This is a genomic window from Pantoea sp. SGAir0430, assembly GCF_043549295.1.
Map to the genome: position 1 here is coordinate 253,738 of NZ_CP039428.1, position 18,347 is coordinate 272,084.

The 18,347-nt window shown below is 58.2% G+C and carries 18 protein-coding genes; 6 read left to right on the top strand and 12 right to left on the bottom strand.

Features of this window, described 5'->3' with window-relative positions; translation table 11 throughout:
- The first annotated feature begins 47 nt into the window (after positions 1-47).
- Together E7738_RS20125 and E7738_RS20130 are read left to right on the top strand one after the other, a co-directional pair.
- Positions 48-725, top strand: coding sequence for a hypothetical protein (locus E7738_RS20125; RefSeq protein WP_058776083.1), 678 nt, complete (start codon positions 48-50; stop codon positions 723-725).
- A complete protein-coding gene (locus E7738_RS20130) occupies positions 718-1,425 on the top strand; it encodes an RES family NAD+ phosphorylase (RefSeq protein ID WP_264444164.1) in 708 nt (235 codons plus the stop codon). The genes E7738_RS20125 and E7738_RS20130 overlap by 8 nt, the downstream gene beginning before the upstream one ends.
- A 118-nt stretch (positions 1,426-1,543) precedes the next feature.
- Here E7738_RS20130 and E7738_RS20135 read toward each other — a convergent pair whose 3' ends face one another.
- Both E7738_RS20135 and E7738_RS20140 read right to left on the bottom strand, forming a co-directional pair.
- Complete coding sequence (locus tag E7738_RS20135; RefSeq protein ID WP_031279978.1) at positions 1,544-1,753, bottom strand: glycine zipper 2TM domain-containing protein; 210 nt, start codon at positions 1,751-1,753, stop codon at positions 1,544-1,546.
- Between the two features lie 253 nt (positions 1,754-2,006).
- Complete coding sequence (locus E7738_RS20140) at positions 2,007-2,732, bottom strand: pirin family protein (RefSeq protein WP_021508917.1); 726 nt, start codon at positions 2,730-2,732, stop codon at positions 2,007-2,009.
- A 124-nt stretch (positions 2,733-2,856) separates the two neighbouring features.
- Between E7738_RS20140 and E7738_RS20145 the strand changes: the two genes are divergently transcribed.
- Positions 2,857-3,738: a LysR family transcriptional regulator gene (locus tag E7738_RS20145; RefSeq protein ID WP_127835000.1), complete on the top strand. Its 882-nt coding sequence runs from the start codon at positions 2,857-2,859 to the stop codon at positions 3,736-3,738.
- Between the two features lies 1 nt (position 3,739).
- On the opposite strand, the gene E7738_RS20150 is transcribed toward E7738_RS20145, so the two are convergent.
- From E7738_RS20150 to E7738_RS20190, 9 genes are all read right to left on the bottom strand, one after another.
- The gene (locus E7738_RS20150) at positions 3,740-4,489 is read right to left on the bottom strand and encodes an anti-sigma factor family protein (protein ID WP_021508915.1); all 750 of its coding nucleotides are present in this window, start codon (positions 4,487-4,489) and stop codon (positions 3,740-3,742) included.
- Positions 4,486-4,989, bottom strand: coding sequence for a sigma-70 family RNA polymerase sigma factor (locus E7738_RS20155; protein ID WP_021508914.1), 504 nt, complete (start codon positions 4,987-4,989; stop codon positions 4,486-4,488). Before E7738_RS20155 ends, E7738_RS20150 begins: the two co-directional genes overlap by 4 nt.
- On the bottom strand, positions 4,989-5,543 hold the full coding sequence (locus E7738_RS20160; RefSeq protein ID WP_021508913.1) for a cytochrome b: 555 nt from the start codon (positions 5,541-5,543) through the stop codon (positions 4,989-4,991). Before E7738_RS20160 ends, E7738_RS20155 begins: the two co-directional genes overlap by 1 nt.
- Positions 5,540-6,589 carry a catalase family peroxidase gene (locus E7738_RS20165; RefSeq protein WP_394516551.1) on the bottom strand — a complete coding sequence of 350 codons (1,050 nt, stop codon included), beginning with the start codon at positions 6,587-6,589 and terminating at the stop codon, positions 5,540-5,542. Before E7738_RS20165 ends, E7738_RS20160 begins: the two co-directional genes overlap by 4 nt.
- A gap of 71 nt (positions 6,590-6,660) precedes the next feature.
- Entirely contained in the window at positions 6,661-7,884 is a 1,224-nt protein-coding gene (locus E7738_RS20170) for an MFS transporter (protein WP_336699157.1), read from the bottom strand.
- A 186-nt stretch (positions 7,885-8,070) separates the two neighbouring features.
- Positions 8,071-9,018 (bottom strand): ROK family protein, encoded by a 948-nt coding sequence (locus E7738_RS20175; protein ID WP_394516552.1) that lies wholly within the window; start codon positions 9,016-9,018, stop codon positions 8,071-8,073.
- A complete protein-coding gene (locus E7738_RS20180) occupies positions 9,015-9,881 on the bottom strand; it encodes an ABC transporter permease (RefSeq protein ID WP_058776091.1) in 867 nt (288 codons plus the stop codon). Before E7738_RS20180 ends, E7738_RS20175 begins: the two co-directional genes overlap by 4 nt.
- Complete coding sequence (locus E7738_RS20185; protein WP_021508908.1) at positions 9,881-10,801, bottom strand: ABC transporter permease; 921 nt, start codon at positions 10,799-10,801, stop codon at positions 9,881-9,883. Before E7738_RS20185 ends, E7738_RS20180 begins: the two co-directional genes overlap by 1 nt.
- Positions 10,802-10,819: 18 nt before the next feature.
- Entirely contained in the window at positions 10,820-12,355 is a 1,536-nt protein-coding gene (locus E7738_RS20190; RefSeq protein ID WP_394516553.1) for an ABC transporter substrate-binding protein, read from the bottom strand.
- 285 nt (positions 12,356-12,640) lie between these two features.
- Here E7738_RS20190 and E7738_RS20195 point away from each other — a divergent pair, with 285 nt between their 5' ends.
- From E7738_RS20195 to E7738_RS20205, 3 genes are read left to right on the top strand one after another with little or no spacing between them, the layout of a single operon-like run.
- The gene (locus tag E7738_RS20195; protein WP_031279975.1) at positions 12,641-13,774 is read left to right on the top strand and encodes an ROK family transcriptional regulator; all 1,134 of its coding nucleotides are present in this window, start codon (positions 12,641-12,643) and stop codon (positions 13,772-13,774) included.
- Positions 13,775-13,785: 11 nt separating this feature from the next.
- On the top strand, positions 13,786-15,228 hold the full coding sequence (locus E7738_RS20200) for a M81 family metallopeptidase (RefSeq protein ID WP_394516554.1): 1,443 nt from the start codon (positions 13,786-13,788) through the stop codon (positions 15,226-15,228).
- Positions 15,225-17,021, top strand: a complete 1,797-nt coding sequence (locus E7738_RS20205; RefSeq protein ID WP_394516555.1) for an ABC transporter ATP-binding protein — start codon at positions 15,225-15,227, stop codon at positions 17,019-17,021. Before E7738_RS20200 ends, E7738_RS20205 begins: the two co-directional genes overlap by 4 nt.
- A 17-nt stretch (positions 17,022-17,038) precedes the next feature.
- Here the strand turns inward: E7738_RS20205 and E7738_RS20210 are convergent, their stop codons facing one another.
- A complete protein-coding gene (locus E7738_RS20210) occupies positions 17,039-18,208 on the bottom strand; it encodes an ROK family transcriptional regulator (protein ID WP_058759002.1) in 1,170 nt (389 codons plus the stop codon).
- Positions 18,209-18,347 lie beyond the last annotated feature (139 nt).

Consider the following 18,347-nt stretch of genomic DNA (forward strand, 5'->3'; position numbering starts at 1 on the left):
ATATCTTTAAAATCAGATAACCTAAATAACCTTGCGGGAGTTAACTGATGGTTAGCGATAAAGATCACACCGGAGTTTCTGCACTGACAGGTACCCCGCAGGAGATTCAGGGTCGGCTGTCAAAATCACATGCCAGTCACGTTGTTGCCATTACTTTCGACCATCCAGGCGATGCGCTGACGCTGCGCAACCTGTCAGAAAATCTTTCCGCAATCGCTTCATCCATGTTTGCAATTTTTCAGCAGCGGCAGCGGCAGGAATCGCTGGAGCAACTGGCCAGTGCGATGTTACCGCGCGTGCCAGCTTCGCCTCATTTACTCAAAGAAGCGGCGATGTTACTAGAGGCGCGCAATGCCGTGCTGGAGAGCGGAAACTGGCTCAGCGCCGCAGAAGTGGCGCAACTGGCAGGGTTGAGTTCCACAAATCCGAGCGCTCAGCCGAATAAATGGAAAAAAAGCGGCCAGATATTTGCCATCAATCACAATGGGATAGATTATTTCCCCGATTATGGCCTGGATCGCGACACGCATTTTCGCCCGGTTAAACCACTGGCTCAAATCCTCAGGATTTTTGCCGGACACAAAGACAGTTGGGCTATCGCATTGTGGTTTCTGTCGAATAACAGTTTCCTTGCGGGCAAACGGCCACAGGATCTACTGCTAACCGAAGCGCAACGCGTCATCGACGCCGCTCTGGATGAAATGGAAGGAATAACGCATGGATAAGCGCAGCACTGCGGCGCAACCTGATGATTTATCAACTCTGCCTGTTATTACTGCCGAAGAAGGTGCGCCATTGCCAGGCGCTTTACTTCAGCTGTCATTTATTACGCTTTCAGCAGGAAGCATTCTGCACCGGGTCCATCTGTCGCATTATGCCGCCAACCAGTTCAATCCCGGAGTGAAAGGGAATGCCCGCTTCAGTCCAATAAAAACCAGACATGGGCAGCCAATACCGACCCTTTACGGCGGTTCGACCAGAGACTGCGCATTAATGGAAACGGTATTTCATGACGTGCCTTTCGCACCCGGTCTTAAGACACTGGATAAGAAAAAATTACATTATCAACTTCACTCCTGTCTTAAAGTTAATGAAGATATGCTGCTGATCGACCTGAGCAGCATCGCATTGCGCAAGTTAGGTATCACGCGTAAGCAGCTTATCGATACAGAAAAACATCACTATCCCCTCACCCGACGCTGGGCAGCCGCTCTGCATCATCAGAGTGAATCAGCGCAGGGCCTTTCATGGATATCCCGTCAGGATGATTCAGCGCGGGCAGTGATGTTATTTGGCGATCGAATTTCACCGGGCATGCTGACGCCACTTAATAAATCATTAAGCCTGATTGATGATTCCGATACTTATGGCGAGGTTTTACATCTCGCATCGCGATTAGGTGTGTTTATCATTGCAGCCAAATAAAACACGATGCTATCCGGCGATGGATAAAAAAGAAAAGTGGACGAATAAGGGTTTAAGAATGAAGTGGTTTAAAATTTCGCCAGCATTCCTGCTGGCGAAATCCTGAGTAGCGGTGAAATTAACGGCTGACTTCGTGACCAATCAGGCCGCCGATAGCCGCGCCGCCGAGGGTACCGAAGGTGCTGCCGCCGGTCAGAACGGCGCCGCCCACCGCACCCACACCGGCGCCAATGGCGGTATTACGGCCACGATGAGACATGCCACAAGCCGTTACAGAAAAGGCTAAAACCAATACCACTGCGATATTAAAGCTGCGTTTTAAAACCATCAAAATCCTCATTACCATTAATTCTAATGGAATGTAATAGTGTTAACTTTGTTTGTTGTTTAGCCGCCAAATACCTGGCGTAGCGTGCTTATCCTGGAGGCAAATTTAAGGGGCTTTGCATTTTTGTGAAAGGTAAAAATTCCTATTTTATGCCGGACCTGTCAGGTGCTGGTTATTATTCGTACCTTAAGCCAAATAAAAAGGCATGGCGTGAAGGTTCACGCCATGCCTCGCTGACTTATCGCGCAATGAATTAACGCTGCGGGTGATTAACTTCTACTGGTCGTAAATCAAACACCAGCACTTCAGCATTGTTACCGTTAGCGAACTGCAGCGCCGTCTCATTGCGTACGCGCGCGCCGTCGCCGGCTTTAAAGCTCACGCCATTCACTTCAATGCTGCCGCGCGCCACATGAATATAAGCATAGCGATCGTTAGCCAGTTCCAGCGTCTGCTGCTCAGCACCGTCAAACAGTCCCGCGTAAATACGCATATCCTGACGTACGCGCAGCGAGCCATTGTCGCCTTGCGGCGAAACAATCAGGCGCAGCTGACCGCGTTTGTCGGCTTCTGCCACTGACACCTGCTGGTAACCTGGCTCGGTACCGCGTTCTGCCGGCACGATCCAGATCTGCAGGAAGTGCACATTATCCTGTTTCGAGTGGTTAAACTCGCTGTGCGTTACGCCGCTGCCGGCGCTCATCAGCTGCACGTCACCGGGCACGATAACCGAACCGGTACCCATGGAATCTTTATGCTCCAGCGCGCCTTCCAGCACGTAGGAGATAATCTCCATGTTGTTGTGCGGATGCGCACCGAAACCGCGACCCGGTGCTACCTGATCATCGTTAATCACCAGCAGATCGGAAAAACCGGTCTGTTGTGGGTCCCAGTAGCTGGCAAACGAAAAGGTATGGCGTGAATGCAGCCAGCCGTGATCGCCTAAGCCACGTTGTTCGGACAGTCGTTGTTCAATCATGGTCTGCTCCTTAAATTTTTTAGCTGGAGGGCGAAGGCCCTTCCCGTTGCTGACCAGTATACGTAAACTGATTTGCCCAACAATGCGCCGGTATGACAATGACTGTCACAGATAAGTGGACAATATGCAGATTGAAGATCTCCGGATTTACGTCGCCGTAATCAAAGCGGGCAACTTTACCGCTGCGGCTGAACAGCTGATGCTCTCCAAGCAGTACGTCAGCCGGCGCATCGCCGCGCTGGAAGAGTCACTCGGGGCGCGTTTGCTGAATCGCAATACGCGCAAACTTTCCGTTACCGACAACGGCCAGCTGTTTGCCCAGCATGCGCAGCGCATTCTGGATGATGTGCAGGAAGCCGAACTGGCGGTGTCCGGTCGTCGTCAGGTGCTGCGCGGCAGTTTCCGTCTCAGCGTGCCGATGTCGTTCGGCATCAGCCATCTTTCCCCTTATATCGCCGAGTTCCTGAGTCAGCATCCCGGTATCCAGTTCCAGGTGGAACTGGCCGATCGGCATGTGGATATGGTGGGTGAAGGTTTTGATATGGCGATCCGCATTGGCACGCTGCCGGACTCCAGCCTGATCGCCAAACGGCTGGGGGAATTCCGCCGCGTGATCTGCGCCAGCCCGGCCTACCTGCAGGGCGCCGGCGCACCGCGTGAGCCGGAGGATCTGCTGCACCATCTCTGTCTGCGCTATGGGCGTGAAAGCCAGACCGGCTGGGAGCTGTTTCAGGGCGACACGCGTAAAGTGCTGGCGGTCCAGGGACCGATGGTCAGCAATAACGGAGAAATGTTGCGTGATGCGGCCGTCGCCGGGCTGGGGATGATCCTGCTGCCGGAGTTTATCGTGGCTCCGGCGCTGGCGCGAGGTGAGCTGGTGACGGTACTGGATGACTGGCATCCGGCCTCGCTGCACCTGAATGCGCTGTATCCGCAGCATCGCCAGCGCAGCGAGATCAATCGGGTATTTATGACGTTCCTGCAGGCCAAGCTGGCAGGCAAATGAATTAGCCCACTTCGCTGCCTATCGCAGCACGCAGCGCCGGTGCGGCTTCGCCGCTCATCGGGCTCACCAGCGCATAGTTATAGTGGCGATCGCTCCAGTATTGCGCCACCAGGTTGTCCGCCTGGCGCGATCCCTTTTCCAGCCGCACGGTCTGCGGGCGGATGTACCAGCCAACGCGCGTGCCGCTGGCGGTCTGATACAGCACCAGCGCCGAGGCGCCATGCTCATTCGCCATCAGGCGCGCGCCGATGAGCTGATAGCCAAAGCGCTCCAGATTGGGCGGCAGCGTACCGTTGATAAAATAGCGGCCCAGCCAGCTGGCCAGCTGTGTCGTCTGGTGGGTGCTAATGTCCATCGTCGCCTGCTGCGCGCCATCGCCGAATAACCGGTAAGCCTGTACCGCATCCTCCATCGGTAACGGATGATTCTGTAAGCGTTCAGTCATCTGCCAGCCGGACAGGCTGCCGATCCCCAACGCCAGCACCAGCGAGCAGGCCAGCGCCAGCCGCTGATAACGCTGCCGCGCACGCCGCTGGCGCAGCTGTGCCGGCTGCAGTGGCGTAAAGGTGGTTCGCGCCATATTGCGCTGCAGGCTTTGTTGCAAGCGCAGCTTGTCCTGACGCCAGCCCTCAACCTGGGCGGCGATGTCAGGATGCTGCACCAACCAGTCGCTGACGGCCTGATGGCTGGCACTATCCAGTTCACCATCCAGCCAGGCGTGCAGCTGGTTCTCATCGGGCGGGATATTCATTTTAATCTCCTCAACGTCACCGGGGCCGGCAGGCCTTCGGTCATGTGCTGCAACTGTTTTCTCGCCCGCGACAACCGTGACATCACGGTGCCCAGCGGAATGTCCAGCGTGTCAGCTGCTTCCTGATAACGCATGCCTTCCACGTTAACCAGGAGCAGCAATGCGCGACTGTCAGCCGGCAGACGGGCGAACAGCGCCAGCATCTCATCGGCGATGGCGTGATGCTCAGCCGACTCGGCAAAGGGCTCGGCGCGGCTGAACAGCGTCATAATCGCCTGCCAGCGCTTGCGGCGCCGTTCGCCATCAATAAACTGATGCCAGAGAATGGAAAACAGCCAGGCACGCAGACTGCGCGTTTCATCGCGCGCCGCGTCCAGTGCTTTGACCAGCGTGTTTTGTACCAGATCCTCAGCGGCCATGCGCTCACGCGTCAGCCCCAGCGCAAAACGCTGCAAATGCGGCAGTAATGCGCGGATTTCGTCATCGCTCAATGCAGACATTATTTTTGCTCTCGCACCCGGCGCAGGCCGGTCATGCTACTCAGCACGCCATCACGTAAAATCAGACCATGCAGCAGCGCGGCAGCCAGATGGGCCAGGATCAGCGCGAACAGACTAAACGCCAGCAGCGAGTGTAACGGGCGCAGCACGGCATAACTTTCCACGCTAACCGGCAGCAGCGGCGGCAGCACCAGCCCCTCGCCAATTGTCACCGGAAACCCGCCTGCCGACAGCATTGCCCAGCCTACCAGCGGTTGCGCCAGCATCAGTAAATAGAGCGCCAGATGGGTCAAATGTGCCACCGTTTGCTGCCAGCCCGGCACCGACGCTGGCATGGCGGGCACACCATAGTAACGCCGCAGCCCGATACGCACGACCACCAGCAACGCGATCACCACGCCGAGTGGTTTGTGTATCGCCAGCAGCAGTGAATGGGCAGCCGAGATATCCGCCACCATCGCCACGCCGATAAATAGCATGGTCAGCACGGCCAGCGCCATCAACCAGTGTACGATGCGCAGCAGCGGATGAAACAGGGTTGTCTGGTGACTCATGATTTTTTCTCCTGCTGGCGCGCCTGTTCAGCCGTGCGCAGATTGAAAGATTTCGCGTAAGCGGCGGAGCGCGCGTTGAGCAGCGGATCGTCCGAACCGCTGATGCCCTGCGGCAGGATCAGCGGATCGTAATTGATGTCATTGCAGCTGCCGCCCTGTTGCGGGCTGCTGTCGCGCAGCGTCAGCGTACCGGCGACAACCTGCTGCCGATCGGCTGGCCACACCTTGCTGGCATCGTTCACCGCATCGCCGGACTGAGCCACGCTGATCACCAGATCCCACTTCAGCGGTGCGGTCGCCAGCCGGTCGTGCAGGTCGCTCTGCAGATAATCCGGCTGCTGCTGCTGAGCGGCGCTAATCGGCTGCCATGGCGTACGCGGCACCAGACTCCAGCGCACAAAGCGCGTTTCCCCCTGCACATTGGTAAAGCGGAAGGCATTCAGGCTGTTGTACTGCTCCTGTGCCCAGCTGGCGGCCAGTACGTGGGTTTTTACCCAGGCAAAGAAAGGTTTAACTTCGGGATGGGCAACGGTAAACGTCATCAGCTTTTGCGCATCAGGTTTGCCGGTCTGCGGCAGCGGTCGACTGGCCTGCTGCTGATCGTAAAAAGCCTGCGGCGTACTGACCGGGAAAAACGGCAGCGCGTTCATGCCGGTACGCCACTGCTCGCCGTGCGCCAGCTGAAATTCCAGCGCCAGGCTGCGCACCGGCACGCCATAATCCGGCGCGTGCGGATTACCGCCGGCAATGGCAAAGCGGCCAATCACCGGCACCGTACCCGGCTGGAAAACGCTGGCGCGTGACAGAAACGCCGCGTTGCCGCTGGAGGTAAAATCGCCGGTAACGCACACGCCCTTGGCATGATTGCGCCGGTATCCCGGATGCACACCGCTGTTTTGCTGCAGCGACTGCACCAGACTTTGCGCACTGAGGCGCTGCGGCGTCAGCCAACCGCCTGCAGCAAGAAACAGCACCAGCAGTAATCCGGGAATAATGACGACCAGCAGTAACAACGGCAGATGTCTGACCGTAGGTTTAAAGTTCATCTTAGCCAACTCAGTAAGGAAACGTGGGCATAAGACGAACCAGCGCGGCGTTTATTCCCGCGCGGTAAAAATTATTTTATGGCGAGCGCCGGCGTCCGGCGCGCATCGCGCACCGCAATGGCATGAATCAGCAGCCCCAGCACGGACAGAATGGCCCCAACCCAGCCGGTGGACTGCCAGCCCAGCCCGGCGGAAATGGTGATGCCGCCGAGCCACGCCCCCAGCGCGTTAGCAATGTTGAACGCCGAGTGATTAAGCGCTGCCGCCAGGGTTTGTGCATCACCGGCCACGTCCATCAGGCGGATTTGCAACACGCTTCCCAGCGCCACCATGGTACCAACCAGCATCACGTTAAGCGCGCCCGCCAGCGCATAATGCGCGGCGAAGACAAACGCGCTCAATACCAGCAGCGACCACACCAGCACAATGCGGATGGTTTTCTCCAGCCCGCGATCGGCCAGACGTCCCCCGACAAGGTTGCCGATAATCATGCCGAGACCAAACAGCGCCAGTATCGCCGGTACCAGATTCTCCGGCAGGTGGGCCAGTTCCATCATGGTGGGTTTAACGTAACTGAATACCGTGAACATGCCGCCGCTGCCAATCGCGCCAATCGCCAGCGTCAGCAAAACCTGCTTGCGCGTCAGCGCCGAGAGCTCGCGCAGTGGACTGGCCTGCTTGTCACCGGCCACATTGGGAACCCAAAGCCACACCAGTAACAGCGTCAGCAGCGCCAGTCCGCCGACGATGGCAAACGCATCACGCCAGCCAAACCACTGGCCGATGGCGGTAACGGCAGGTACGCCAATCAGATTGGCGATGGTTAATCCCAGCAGCACCATCGACACCGCCTGCGCGCGCCGCGCGCGCTCCACCAGTCCTGCCGCCACCAGCGCCGCAACGCCAAAGAAGGTGCCGTGCGGAAAGCCCGCCAGAAAGCGGGCTACCAGCATCGCAGGGTAGCCCGGCACGACAGCGCTCAGCAGATTACCCAGCGCAAACAGGCCCATCAGCGTCATCAGGAAATTACGCCGTGAAGCCCGCGCGCCGAGAATAGCCAGCAGCGGCGCGCCAATCACTACGCCGAGGGCATAAATGCTGATGAGATGGCCGGCCTCAGGAATCGTGACGTTCAGGCCTTTCGCCGCATCGGGCAGCAGGCCCATGATGACAAATTCACCGGTGCCGATGGCAAATCCGCCGGTGCCCAGCGCGAACAGCGCTTTTGGCACGCTGTGACGCGGCAGCGAGGCCTCGTCCGGAAGCTGAGAGAGTTGTGGTTGTACTGATGACATGTTTTTTTCCGTACCGCAGGTGAAAAAAACAGCAAAGAGGCTGGCGACAGTGTCTGTTCACCAGCCTCTTTGCTGCGGGTTTTAGCGCGTCAAGCTTAGCGCATTTAAGGTTGAATCGGGTTCAACGAACTCTTGAGCGCAACACGGTAACCGAAAAGAGCCAGCAAGGGGCGAAAGGGCAAAAGCTCAGGACGCGCTGAGCGCCTGCCGCGCCAGCAGCGCCGCGCCCACCATGCCGCCCTGATGGGCAAACTCGCCCGGCACCACCAGCGCATGCGCTGTGCTGCGCAACACGCAGCGCTGCACCGCATCATTAAGCGCAGTAATCAGCGGGGTGACCGAAGCCAGGCCGCCGCCTACCGCCACCCGTGACGCGCCGGTAATGTTAATGGTGTAGGCGAGCGGCTCGCTCACCAGTTGCAGCCAGGCTTCTATCGTCTGCTGCGCCCGCGCTTCTGCCTGCTGCCAGCGGGCAATGACTTCCACGCTGCTGGCGCTTTCAGCGTGCAGCACCTGATGCAGCGTTTCCAGTCCGCGCGCGCCGCCGTAGGTGTCCAGACACCCTGTCTGGCCGCACGGACACGCCTGGCGCGGCACGCGCACGCGACGATGCGCCAGCGTCACTTCCGTGAGGGTAATCGGCCCGTGGCCCCATTCGCCGGTCAGGCCGTTTTGTCCGGTGATAATGCGGCCGTCCGCCACCAGGCCACCGCCCACGCCGGAACCGAGAATCGCGCCAAACACCACTTTGTGCCCTTTGCCGCTGCCGGCCAGCGCCTCGGCCAGGGCAAAGCAGTCAGCGTCGTTGTGCGCGATCACTGGCCGCTGCAGCACCTCACCCAGTTCCCGTGCCAGATTACGCCGGTGAAAAGCCGGGATGTTGCTGGCAAACATTTCGCCGGTTTGCGGTGCCACAATGCCCGCCGTGGAGATGGCGACAGCCGCCTGGCTGCTGAAATGGTTATGCTGCCCGGCGATCATCTCGCTGACTCTGGCGCAAAATGCCTGCCAGTCCGTCGCCGGGATTTTTTGCTGATCGAGCAGGGTTAGCCGATCCTGTGCATCCATCACGCCAAGCTTAATAAAGGAACCGCCCAAATCGAGGCAGATCACGGTTGAGTGCGGGTGAGTCATAAACGTTTATCCATTACATCGCGCAGGCCGTCGCCCAGCACATTAAAACCGAGCACGGTAATCAAAATCGCCAGTCCGGGAAATAGGGAGACGTAAATATTTAACCCGAGAAAGTTGCGGCCATCGCTCATCATGGTGCCCCACTCCGGCATCGGCGGCTGCACGCCCAGTCCGAGAAACGACAGACTGGCGGCAGAAAGCACCACCGCACCAGCCGTTAGCGTCGACTGCACAATCAGCGGGCCAATGGCGTTGCGCAGAATATAGTGCGTGATAATGCGCGGGTATCGCACCCCAAGCATATGCGCCGCTTCGATATACTCCATATTTTTTAGTCCCAGCGTCAGGTTGCGACTCAGACGTGCATACACCGGGATCGAGAACAACGAAATGGCGATCAGCATATTTGTCAGCCCCTCGCCGAGCACGCTGACAATCAGAATCGCCAGTACGATGCCGGGGAAGGCGAAAATAATATCCATCAGCCACATGATCAGCGCATCAATCTTGCGTCCGGCCAGCCCCGAGATGATGCCGAGAGGAATGCCGATCGCCATCGAGATGGCCACGCTGAGACTCACCTCAAACAGCGTAATGCGCGCACCATAGATGACGCGGGCAAAAATATCGCGGCCGTAATCATCGGTGCCGAACCAGTGGGCAGCGGAAGGTGCCTGCAACGTGTTCAACAGATCCTGCTCGATGGGATCCCAGTGAGTGATCAGCGGTGCGAAAAGGGCAGCCAGCACCACCAGCAGCACCAGCCCGCCTCCGGTCGTGATGGAAGGGTTGCCAAGCAAAAACCTCACGATCTGGCGGCGGCGCGCGGGCGGCGGCTGGAGAGACGTGTCGAAACTGTTCATCAGTCGAACCTTATTTTCGGGTTGAGCAGGCCAATCACTATCTCACCCACCAGATTCATCAACACCACGCCGGTTACCGCCACTAACGTTACGCCCTGAATCACCGGATAATCGCGGTATTTCACCGAATCCACCAGCAGGCGGCCAATACCCGGCCAGTTAAACACCGACTCTGTCACCACTGCACCTCCGATCAGGCTGCCAAAATTCAGCGCGACGATGGTGACAATCGGTATCAGCGCATTGCGCAGCGCGTGTTTCCAGTTAACGCTGGCCGACGATAACCCTTTGGCTCTGGCGGTACGGATGTAATCCTGACTGAGCACATCCAGCATGCTGGAGCGCGTCATCCGCGCAATCATCGCCATCGGGAGAATCGCCAGCGTAACGGTCGGCATCACATAGTTGCGCCACGAATCAGCACCGAGTAGCGGCAGCCAGCCGAGCTGTACCGCAAAGTAGTTCATCGCCAGCAACGCCAGCCAGAAGTTCGCAATCGAGGCACCGGCAATGGTCAGTACCATGACGATCTGATCGGGAATGCGCTGCCGGTAAATGGCCCCGGTCATGCCCGCCGGCACGCCGATGGCAATCGCCAGCAGGTACGCCAGCGCCGCCAGCGACAGCGTGTACGGCAGGCGTTCGCTGATTTCGGTCATCACCGGACGCTGCGACTGCAGCGACAGCCCAAGATTGCCATGCAGCGCTTCACCGGCAAACCTGACGTATTGCAGCGGCAAAGGCTGATCCAGACCGAGCCGCACGCGCATACTGTCCACCGCTTCCTGCGGCGCTTCCGGGCCGGCCATCAGGCGTGCCGGATCGCCCGGCAACGCGCGGATGGCGATAAACACGATGATCGACACACCGAAGATAATTAACGGCAGCGAGAGCACCTTTTTTGCGACATACGCTTTCATATCAATCAGCCATCAGCACTATTTTTTCACGGCATCACGAACCACAATCTGGCCGCCCGGTTGCATTGTCACGCCACTGATATTTTTGCGCGTCGCATACAGATCGTCCTGATAGTAGAGCAGCACCTGCGGGGCGAGTCCGCTGATCCGCTGCTGTGCCTGGAAATAGAGCGCTTTGCGCTGGGCACCGTCGAGCGTGGAGGCGGCGCTATCGATTAGCTCATCGGTACGTTTGTCGCTGAAGAAGCCGAGGTTGGCCCCGCCGGGCGCAAAGCTGCTGCTGTGATACAGCGGACGCAACTGCAGATCCGAGCCGTACAGCCCCGAGGACCAGGACGCCAGCACCGCGTCCGTCCCCTGCGCGGCTTTCTCTTTGGCATCGGCAAACGCCGCTTTGGCCCACACGCCGCTCTCCATCTGACGCACGCTGAGTTTGACGCCAATTTTGCTCCACATACCCTGCAGAACCTGCGCAGTGCGTGCGTCGGGTGCCTGCACGGCAATCGACATGGCGAAGCCGTCGGCATAGCCCGCTGCCTTAAGCAGGTCTTTGGCTTTCTGCACATCGTACGGATAGTCATGCAACGCTTTGTCGTAGTTGGCATCGACCGGCGCCAGCGGGGAATTGGCCGGCTGCGCATAACCAAACATCACCGCTTTTACCAGCGCCTGCTGGTCGGTCGCGAAGTTCAGCGCCTGGCGGACTCTGACATCGCTGAGGGCTTTACTCTGTGTATTGAGATCGATCCAGAATACCGCCGCGCCCGGCGACTGTTTTAACTGCACGCCGGGATTATTTTTTAACATGCCGGCAAATTGCGGCGGCACCGGGTTAATAATATCGACCTGACCGGATTGCAGCGCCATATTCATGACTGACGGCTCACTGCTCCAGGTCCATTTTATTTCGTCCGGCCCGGCAGACTTGCCCCAATAGTCCGGATTCTTCTGCTCCAGGACAAATTCACCGGATTTATACTGCGCCAGTTTATAGGGTCCGGTACCGTCGGCTTTATTATTGATCGTGCCGGCTTTGTCAGCTTGTGGACTCACTATTAATCCCGGACCGGAGGCCAGCACAGTTAAAAACGCCGGATTAATTTTCTTCAGTGTAAAGGTGACGGTTAAGTCATCTTTTTTCTGCACGTCCTGAATAAAGGTGCGAATTTTCCCACTTCCGGCAAGACCGCGCTTCGTATCCAGATGACGCTGAAAGTTTTCAACGACCGTATCGGCATTAAATGGCGTGCCATCGTGGAATTTAACGTTGGGACGCAGCGTAAATTCCCAGTGCAGTCCGCTGTCGTCGGCATGCCAGGAGAGCGCCAGGGCCGGCATGATTTTGCCATCGTCACCGAGCCGCGTCAGGCCTTCATACATCGGGTCCAGCACCGTGCCGGTAAAGGTCGCGGTCTGATTGCCCGGGTCCATGCTGCGCGGCGGTTCGTTTTGCATAATGACCAGCTGAGCAGCCAAAACCGATGCGCTGGAAAACGACGCCAGAATACCCGCGGCAAGTGTCAGTATCCTGAAATGCTTGAGTGTGCTTTGCATGAAGGCCTCAGTGAATCAGTGACAAAGAGTGAAGAGTCATTGCCCGGCAGGCAGCTGACTGTCATTGCACGCCATCGCCTGCCATACGCTTTGATCATGTTAACGGCAGCAGAAGAACGGGCTCGACGCTATATAAGGCACACTCTGCAAACAAAAGCCAAGATGTCAGTTCATATATTTTACTTATAATTCGATCTGAATTCAGAAAATAAACTAAATACGCTTGAATTTGTTTTCATGGCTGATTATTGTCGGCCAAATACAGCCTGTGCCGTGAGAATCCGGATGCTTAATGCTCATCAGCAACAAATTCTGCGTTTATTAATTTCTTCGCATGGCATGAGCCGCACGGCAATTGCGGAAAAAATGAAGCTGAGTAAAGCCGCAATCAGCACATTAATCAAAGAGATGCTTAGCGCAGGACTGCTTGAGGAGAGCATTCCGGAAAGTAACGGTCAGGGTCGGCCTTCGGTGTTATTAAAAATGCGTGCCGACAGCGCCTATTTTCTCGGTGCGTCGTTGCTCGGTGACGATGTGTATCTGGTGCTGACGGATATGCACGGTCGCATCCTGGCCAGTACCCACATGCCGCTGAATCCCGATCCTGCGCTGCTGGCTGGTGCGCTGGCCGCCGCCATCCCCGGTCTGCTTGCACAAAAAGGCATCTCCGCCGACCAGCTTATCGGGCTGGGCGTCACGCTTTCCGGCTTTGTGGATGAAAACCAGGCGGTGTGCGTTCAGTCTGCCCTGCTGGGCTGGAAAAACGTCCCGCTGGCGGCACTGCTTAACGCGCAAACCGGTCTGGAGGTGTCACTGGAAAACGATGCCAAAGCTCTGGCGGTCAGCGAAAAGATTTTCGGCGTGGCGAAAAAGGCACGGAATTTCACCCTGATTTCCCACGGCGACGGCATTGGCTCTGCGCACTTCTTTCAGGGGCAGCTGCACCGCGGCGCGCACGGTGGGGCCGGTGAAATTGCTCACTGTACCGTAGAGCCGGGCGGGCGTCCGTGCCGCTGCGGCAAACGCGGCTGCCTTGATACGCTGGCGTCGCTCACTGCGATGCGTGAAAGCATGCGTGACAAACAGCTGCCCTGCACCAGCGTCGCCGAACTGGAAGCGCTGGCGGTAAAAGGCAATAGCGCCGCGATCGCCATTCTGCACCAGGCAGGTGACGCACTTGGCCTCGCCATTGCCAATATCATTCAGATGAACGATCCGGAGATGATTGTCATCGCCCATCAGCCGGATGCGTTCGACGGCCTGCTCAGAACGGTGGTGATGCAGGCGGTAGATAGTCACGTGTTGCCTTCAATCATGGGCAAGACGCCCATCGCCAGCATGGCGATTGATCAGTTCAGCTGGGCCCGCGCCGCAGCCAGTGTGGCGGCTTACCGTTTTATCGTTCACTTACCCGACTAGCGGAGTCTGTTATGCGCATTGCCTATGGTGGAATTCATACTGAATGCAGTACCTGGAATCCGGTGCTCAATTACGCCGACGACTTCCGCATCGTGCGGGGTGAAGCGATGACGACCAATCCCTATTTCGCCTTTCTGCAGGATTACGCGGCCGAATTTCTGCCGACATTTCACGCCCGCGCCATTGCCGGTGGACCGGTGGCACGTGTGACCTATGATGCCTTCAAGCAGGAGTTTCTCCGTCGGCTCGAGGCGTATTTGCCCGTGGATGGCGTTTACCTGGCGATGCACGGCGCGGTTTATGTCGAAGGGATGGAAGACGCGGAAGGCGACTGGATCAGCGCGACGCGCGAGCTGGTCGGGCCCGATTGTCCGATTAGCGTCAGCTACGATCTGCACGGCAATGTCACGCAGCGCATCATCGACGCGATCGATATGTTTTCGACCTACCGCACGGCACCGCACATTGATGTGGAAGAGACCATGCGTCGTTCCGTGTCAATGCTGGTTAATAGCCTGCAAAGCGGCGTACGGCCCGGCGTGGTGTGGGCACCGATCCCCGTGGTGCTGCCAGGTGAACGCACCAGCACCGAAGATGAACCCGCCAAAAGTCTGTATGCCAGCCTGCCCGGCATTAACGCGCTGGAACACATCTGGGATGCGTCGCTGATGGTGGGCTATGTCTGGGCGGATGAGCCACGCGCCACGGCGGCCGCGATCATGACCGGTACCGATGCTGATGTGCTGTCGGAACAGGCAGCGAAACTGGCGCTGGCTTACTGGCAGGCGCGCGATCAATTTGTGTTTGGCTGCGTGACCGGCAGTACGGAAGAGTGCGTGCGCATGGCAATTTCCAGTCATACCGCGCCGGTGATTCTCGCTGACTCCGGCGATAACCCAACCGGCGGCGGCGTGGGCGATCGGGCCGATGTACTGGCCGAACTGCTGCGGCAAAATGCGCAGGATGTCATCGTTGCCGGCATTACCGATAAACCGGCCACGGAGGCGGCCTTCGCCGCGGGCGTCGGTGCCCGGCTCTCCCTGACTATCGGTGCCACGCTGGATCCTGCTGGCGGCAAAGTCAGCGGCGAGTTTGACGTGCTGCTGCTGAGTGATGATGCCCGTTCGGTTGCCCGTCAGGCGCTGCTGAAGATCGCAGGCATTACCGTGGTGGTTGCCGATCGGCGTCGTCCTTATCACAACCTGGCGGATTTCGCCCTGCTCGGACTCGATCCGCGCCAGGCAAAAATTGTGGTGGTGAAATCCGGTTACCTGTCGCCCGAGCTGGCGCCGATTGCCAATCCCAACCTGATGGCGCTGTCGGAAGGTGTGGTCGATCAGTATGTTGAACGGCTGGTGCGCAAGCGCAAGCAGCAGCCGGCTTATCCGTTCGATACCGATTTTACCTATGTGCCGGTCAGCACCCGCTCGGCGCGCTTTGTGGCGGCACAATGAATCGCGCTGACCCGCCGGTGCTGAGCATCGAAAATCTCACCGTCGCGTTTCGCAGCGATGACCGCTGGCGTGAGGTGGTGAAAAACGTCTCTTTTACCCTCGGGGCCGGTGAAACGCTGGCGATTGTGGGTGAGTCGGGCTCAGGCAAAAGCGTTACCTCGATGGCGATCATGCGTCTGCTGAATAGTCGTCACGCACGTATCAGCGGCAAAGTGCTGCTGAACGGCGTGGATTTGCTCACGCTGAGCGAACGTGCAATGCGCGATATCCGTGGCAATGCCATCGCGATGATATTCCAGGAGCCGATGACCAGCCTTAATCCGTCGTTCACTATCGGTCACCAGATTGCTGAGGCGCTGATCGCGCACCGCAAAATCAGCGCACGCGCTGCCCGCGAGGAGACCATCCGGCTGCTGGAGAAAGTGCGTATTCCCAACGCGGCCAAACACTTCAGTGATTACCCGCACCACTTTTCCGGCGGCATGCGTCAGCGCGTGATGATCGCCATGGCGCTGGCGCTGCGTCCAAAATTGCTGATTGCTGACGAGCCGACCACCGCGCTCGACGTCACGATTCAGGGTCAAATCCTTGACCTGATCAAGACCCTGCAGGAGGAGGAAGGCACCGCCGTGCTGTTCATCACCCACGATATGGGCGTGGTGGCAGAAGTCGCCGACCGCACGCTGGTGATGTATCAGGGCGCGATGGTGGAAACCGGCAGCACCGCCGCGATTTTTTCTGCCCCGGCGGCAGAGTATACCCGCACGCTGATTGCGACCGTGCCGCAGCTCGGTGCCATGCGCGGCATCGATGGACCGCGTAAGTTTGCGCTCAACGGCGAAGCGCCGGTGGCGCAGGCGCGGCAGACGCCACAAGGGCAAACGCCGCTGCTGTCGGTGAAGAACCTCAGCACGCGCTTCAGCATTCACGAAGGGCTGTTCAGCCGTAAAACCGGTGCGGTGCACGCCGTGGAGAATATCTCGTTTGATCTGCTGCCGGGTGAAACCTTGTCGCTGGTCGGCGAATCCGGCTGTGGCAAATCCACCACCGGCCGCTCGCTAACGCGGCTGGTGCAGCCGGCCTGCGGGCAGATTGCTTTTGATGGCAGCGACGTGCTCACCCTTTCCCGGCAAGAACTGCGCAAGCTGCGCTGCGCCATGCAGATGATTTTTCAGGATCCGTTTGCCAGCCTTAACCCGCGTATGTCGGTCCTTGAAGCCCTCACCGAACCTTTTTTACAGCATCGGCTGGGCAGTAAGGCCGCTGCACAGAGCAAAGCGGCCGAACTGATGACGCGCGTTGGCCTGCCCGCAACCATGCTGAAACGCTATCCGCACGAATTTTCCGGCGGCCAGCGTCAGCGCATCTGCATTGCCCGTGCGCTGATGCTCGATCCGAAAATGATCATTGCCGACGAGTCGGTTTCCGCCCTTGATGTCACCGTGAAAGCGCAGATCATCAATCTGCTGCTCGATCTGCAACACAGCCTGAATCTGTCGTATCTGTTTATCTCACACGATATGGCGGTAGTGGAGCGCATCAGCCATCGTGTGGCGGTGATGCTACTGGGAGAGATTGTTGAGATTGGTCCGCGCGCGGCTATTTTTGAGAATCCGCAGCACCCTTACACACAAAAACTGCTCGCGTCGGTGCCTGTGCCCGATCCGGCGCGCCGCCATTTAAAACGGCACGTGGACGTCAGCGAGCTGAAGAGCCCGGTGCGTGCCAATGGATTTGTGCCGGAAACACGGCATTATCAGGAAGTGAGCGCCGGACACTGGGTGATGCGGTAAAACGCTGGCCGCGTTTTTCACTTCATCAGCACCTGGAACTGCGGATTAAACTCATCAAAAATTGGCAGAGCCGCTGCGCCCAGGGCGGCGGTGTCGCTGCCGGTCATGCCGGTCTTGAGTCGCGTGCCGGTCAGATAGCGACCGCGCACCGATTGGTAGAGCGGCGGCAGGCGCTGGATAATTTTATCCAGCAACACCGCTGGCATCATGCCGCCGATAATCACGCTCTCGGCATCAAAGATACACTCCAGCATGTTAATACCCTGGCGCAGCGGCGTAAGTACGGTATCGATCCAGCGATCAAACAGTGCCGGATCAACCTGCAGTAAATCTTCCGGCAGCGCGCTCATCGGGTCCAGCCCGCAGAATTCGTAAGCGGCCTGCAGCGAAACATAACGCTCCAGGCAGCCATGATTGCCGCAGTAACACTCACGTCCACCGGGTTCAACCACCACATGCCCCACTTCACCGGCGTTGTGCGCATGGCCGCTGTACACATGGCCATCCATGATGATGCCCGCGCCCAGGCCCGTGCCAATGTACAGATAAATAAAGGAATTAAGATGACGCGCCACACCGTGAAAGCGTTCGCCAATCGCCGCGACGGTGGCATCATTCTCCAGCGTGACCGGCAGTCCGCTCATCTCAGCGAGACGCGCGGCGATATCGACATCCTCCCAGCCGTGCAGCGTGGTCGGCCCCATTGACGAGATACCCTCCACACCAAACGGCCCCGGCATCACCACGCCAATACCCAGCACTTTTTGCCAGCGCGGCCCGGTCTGCTGTTTGATCTCCGCCAGCACCCCGGCAATGCGCGCTAATGTGGCATCCGGCTGCGGTTTTTGCACCATAATAAGGCGGCGAAAATGGATTTCACCGGTCAGGTCCACCAGCACAATCAGTAGCGTCTGATGGTCGAGATGGATGCCGATGGAAAACGCACTGGCCGGATTCAGGGTGACCGGAATCGCCGGCTGACCGCGGCCCTGCTTACGCGGCTGACGGCTGGTGAGCAACTCCGCCTGCTCCAGTTCAGCGACGATATTCGAGACGGTTTGCGGCGTTAGCGCGGTCAGTCGCGCCAGCTCGGCACGGGTCAACTCACCGTGCAGGCGTATCGCTTCGATAATCACCCGGCGATTGTGCGCGCGCGCATGTTCCAGATTGGTTCCCGACGTTTTCATCCTGCTCGCTTCCCTCTTTTAACCACCGCTGCGGACCGCCGCCTCAATATCTATGATCGGCCACACATTTTACAACCTGTTTACCTGACAGCGGCAAAAATCTGTGCAAAGTAGTGTCGGATGGCAGCGTTGTTTTCTG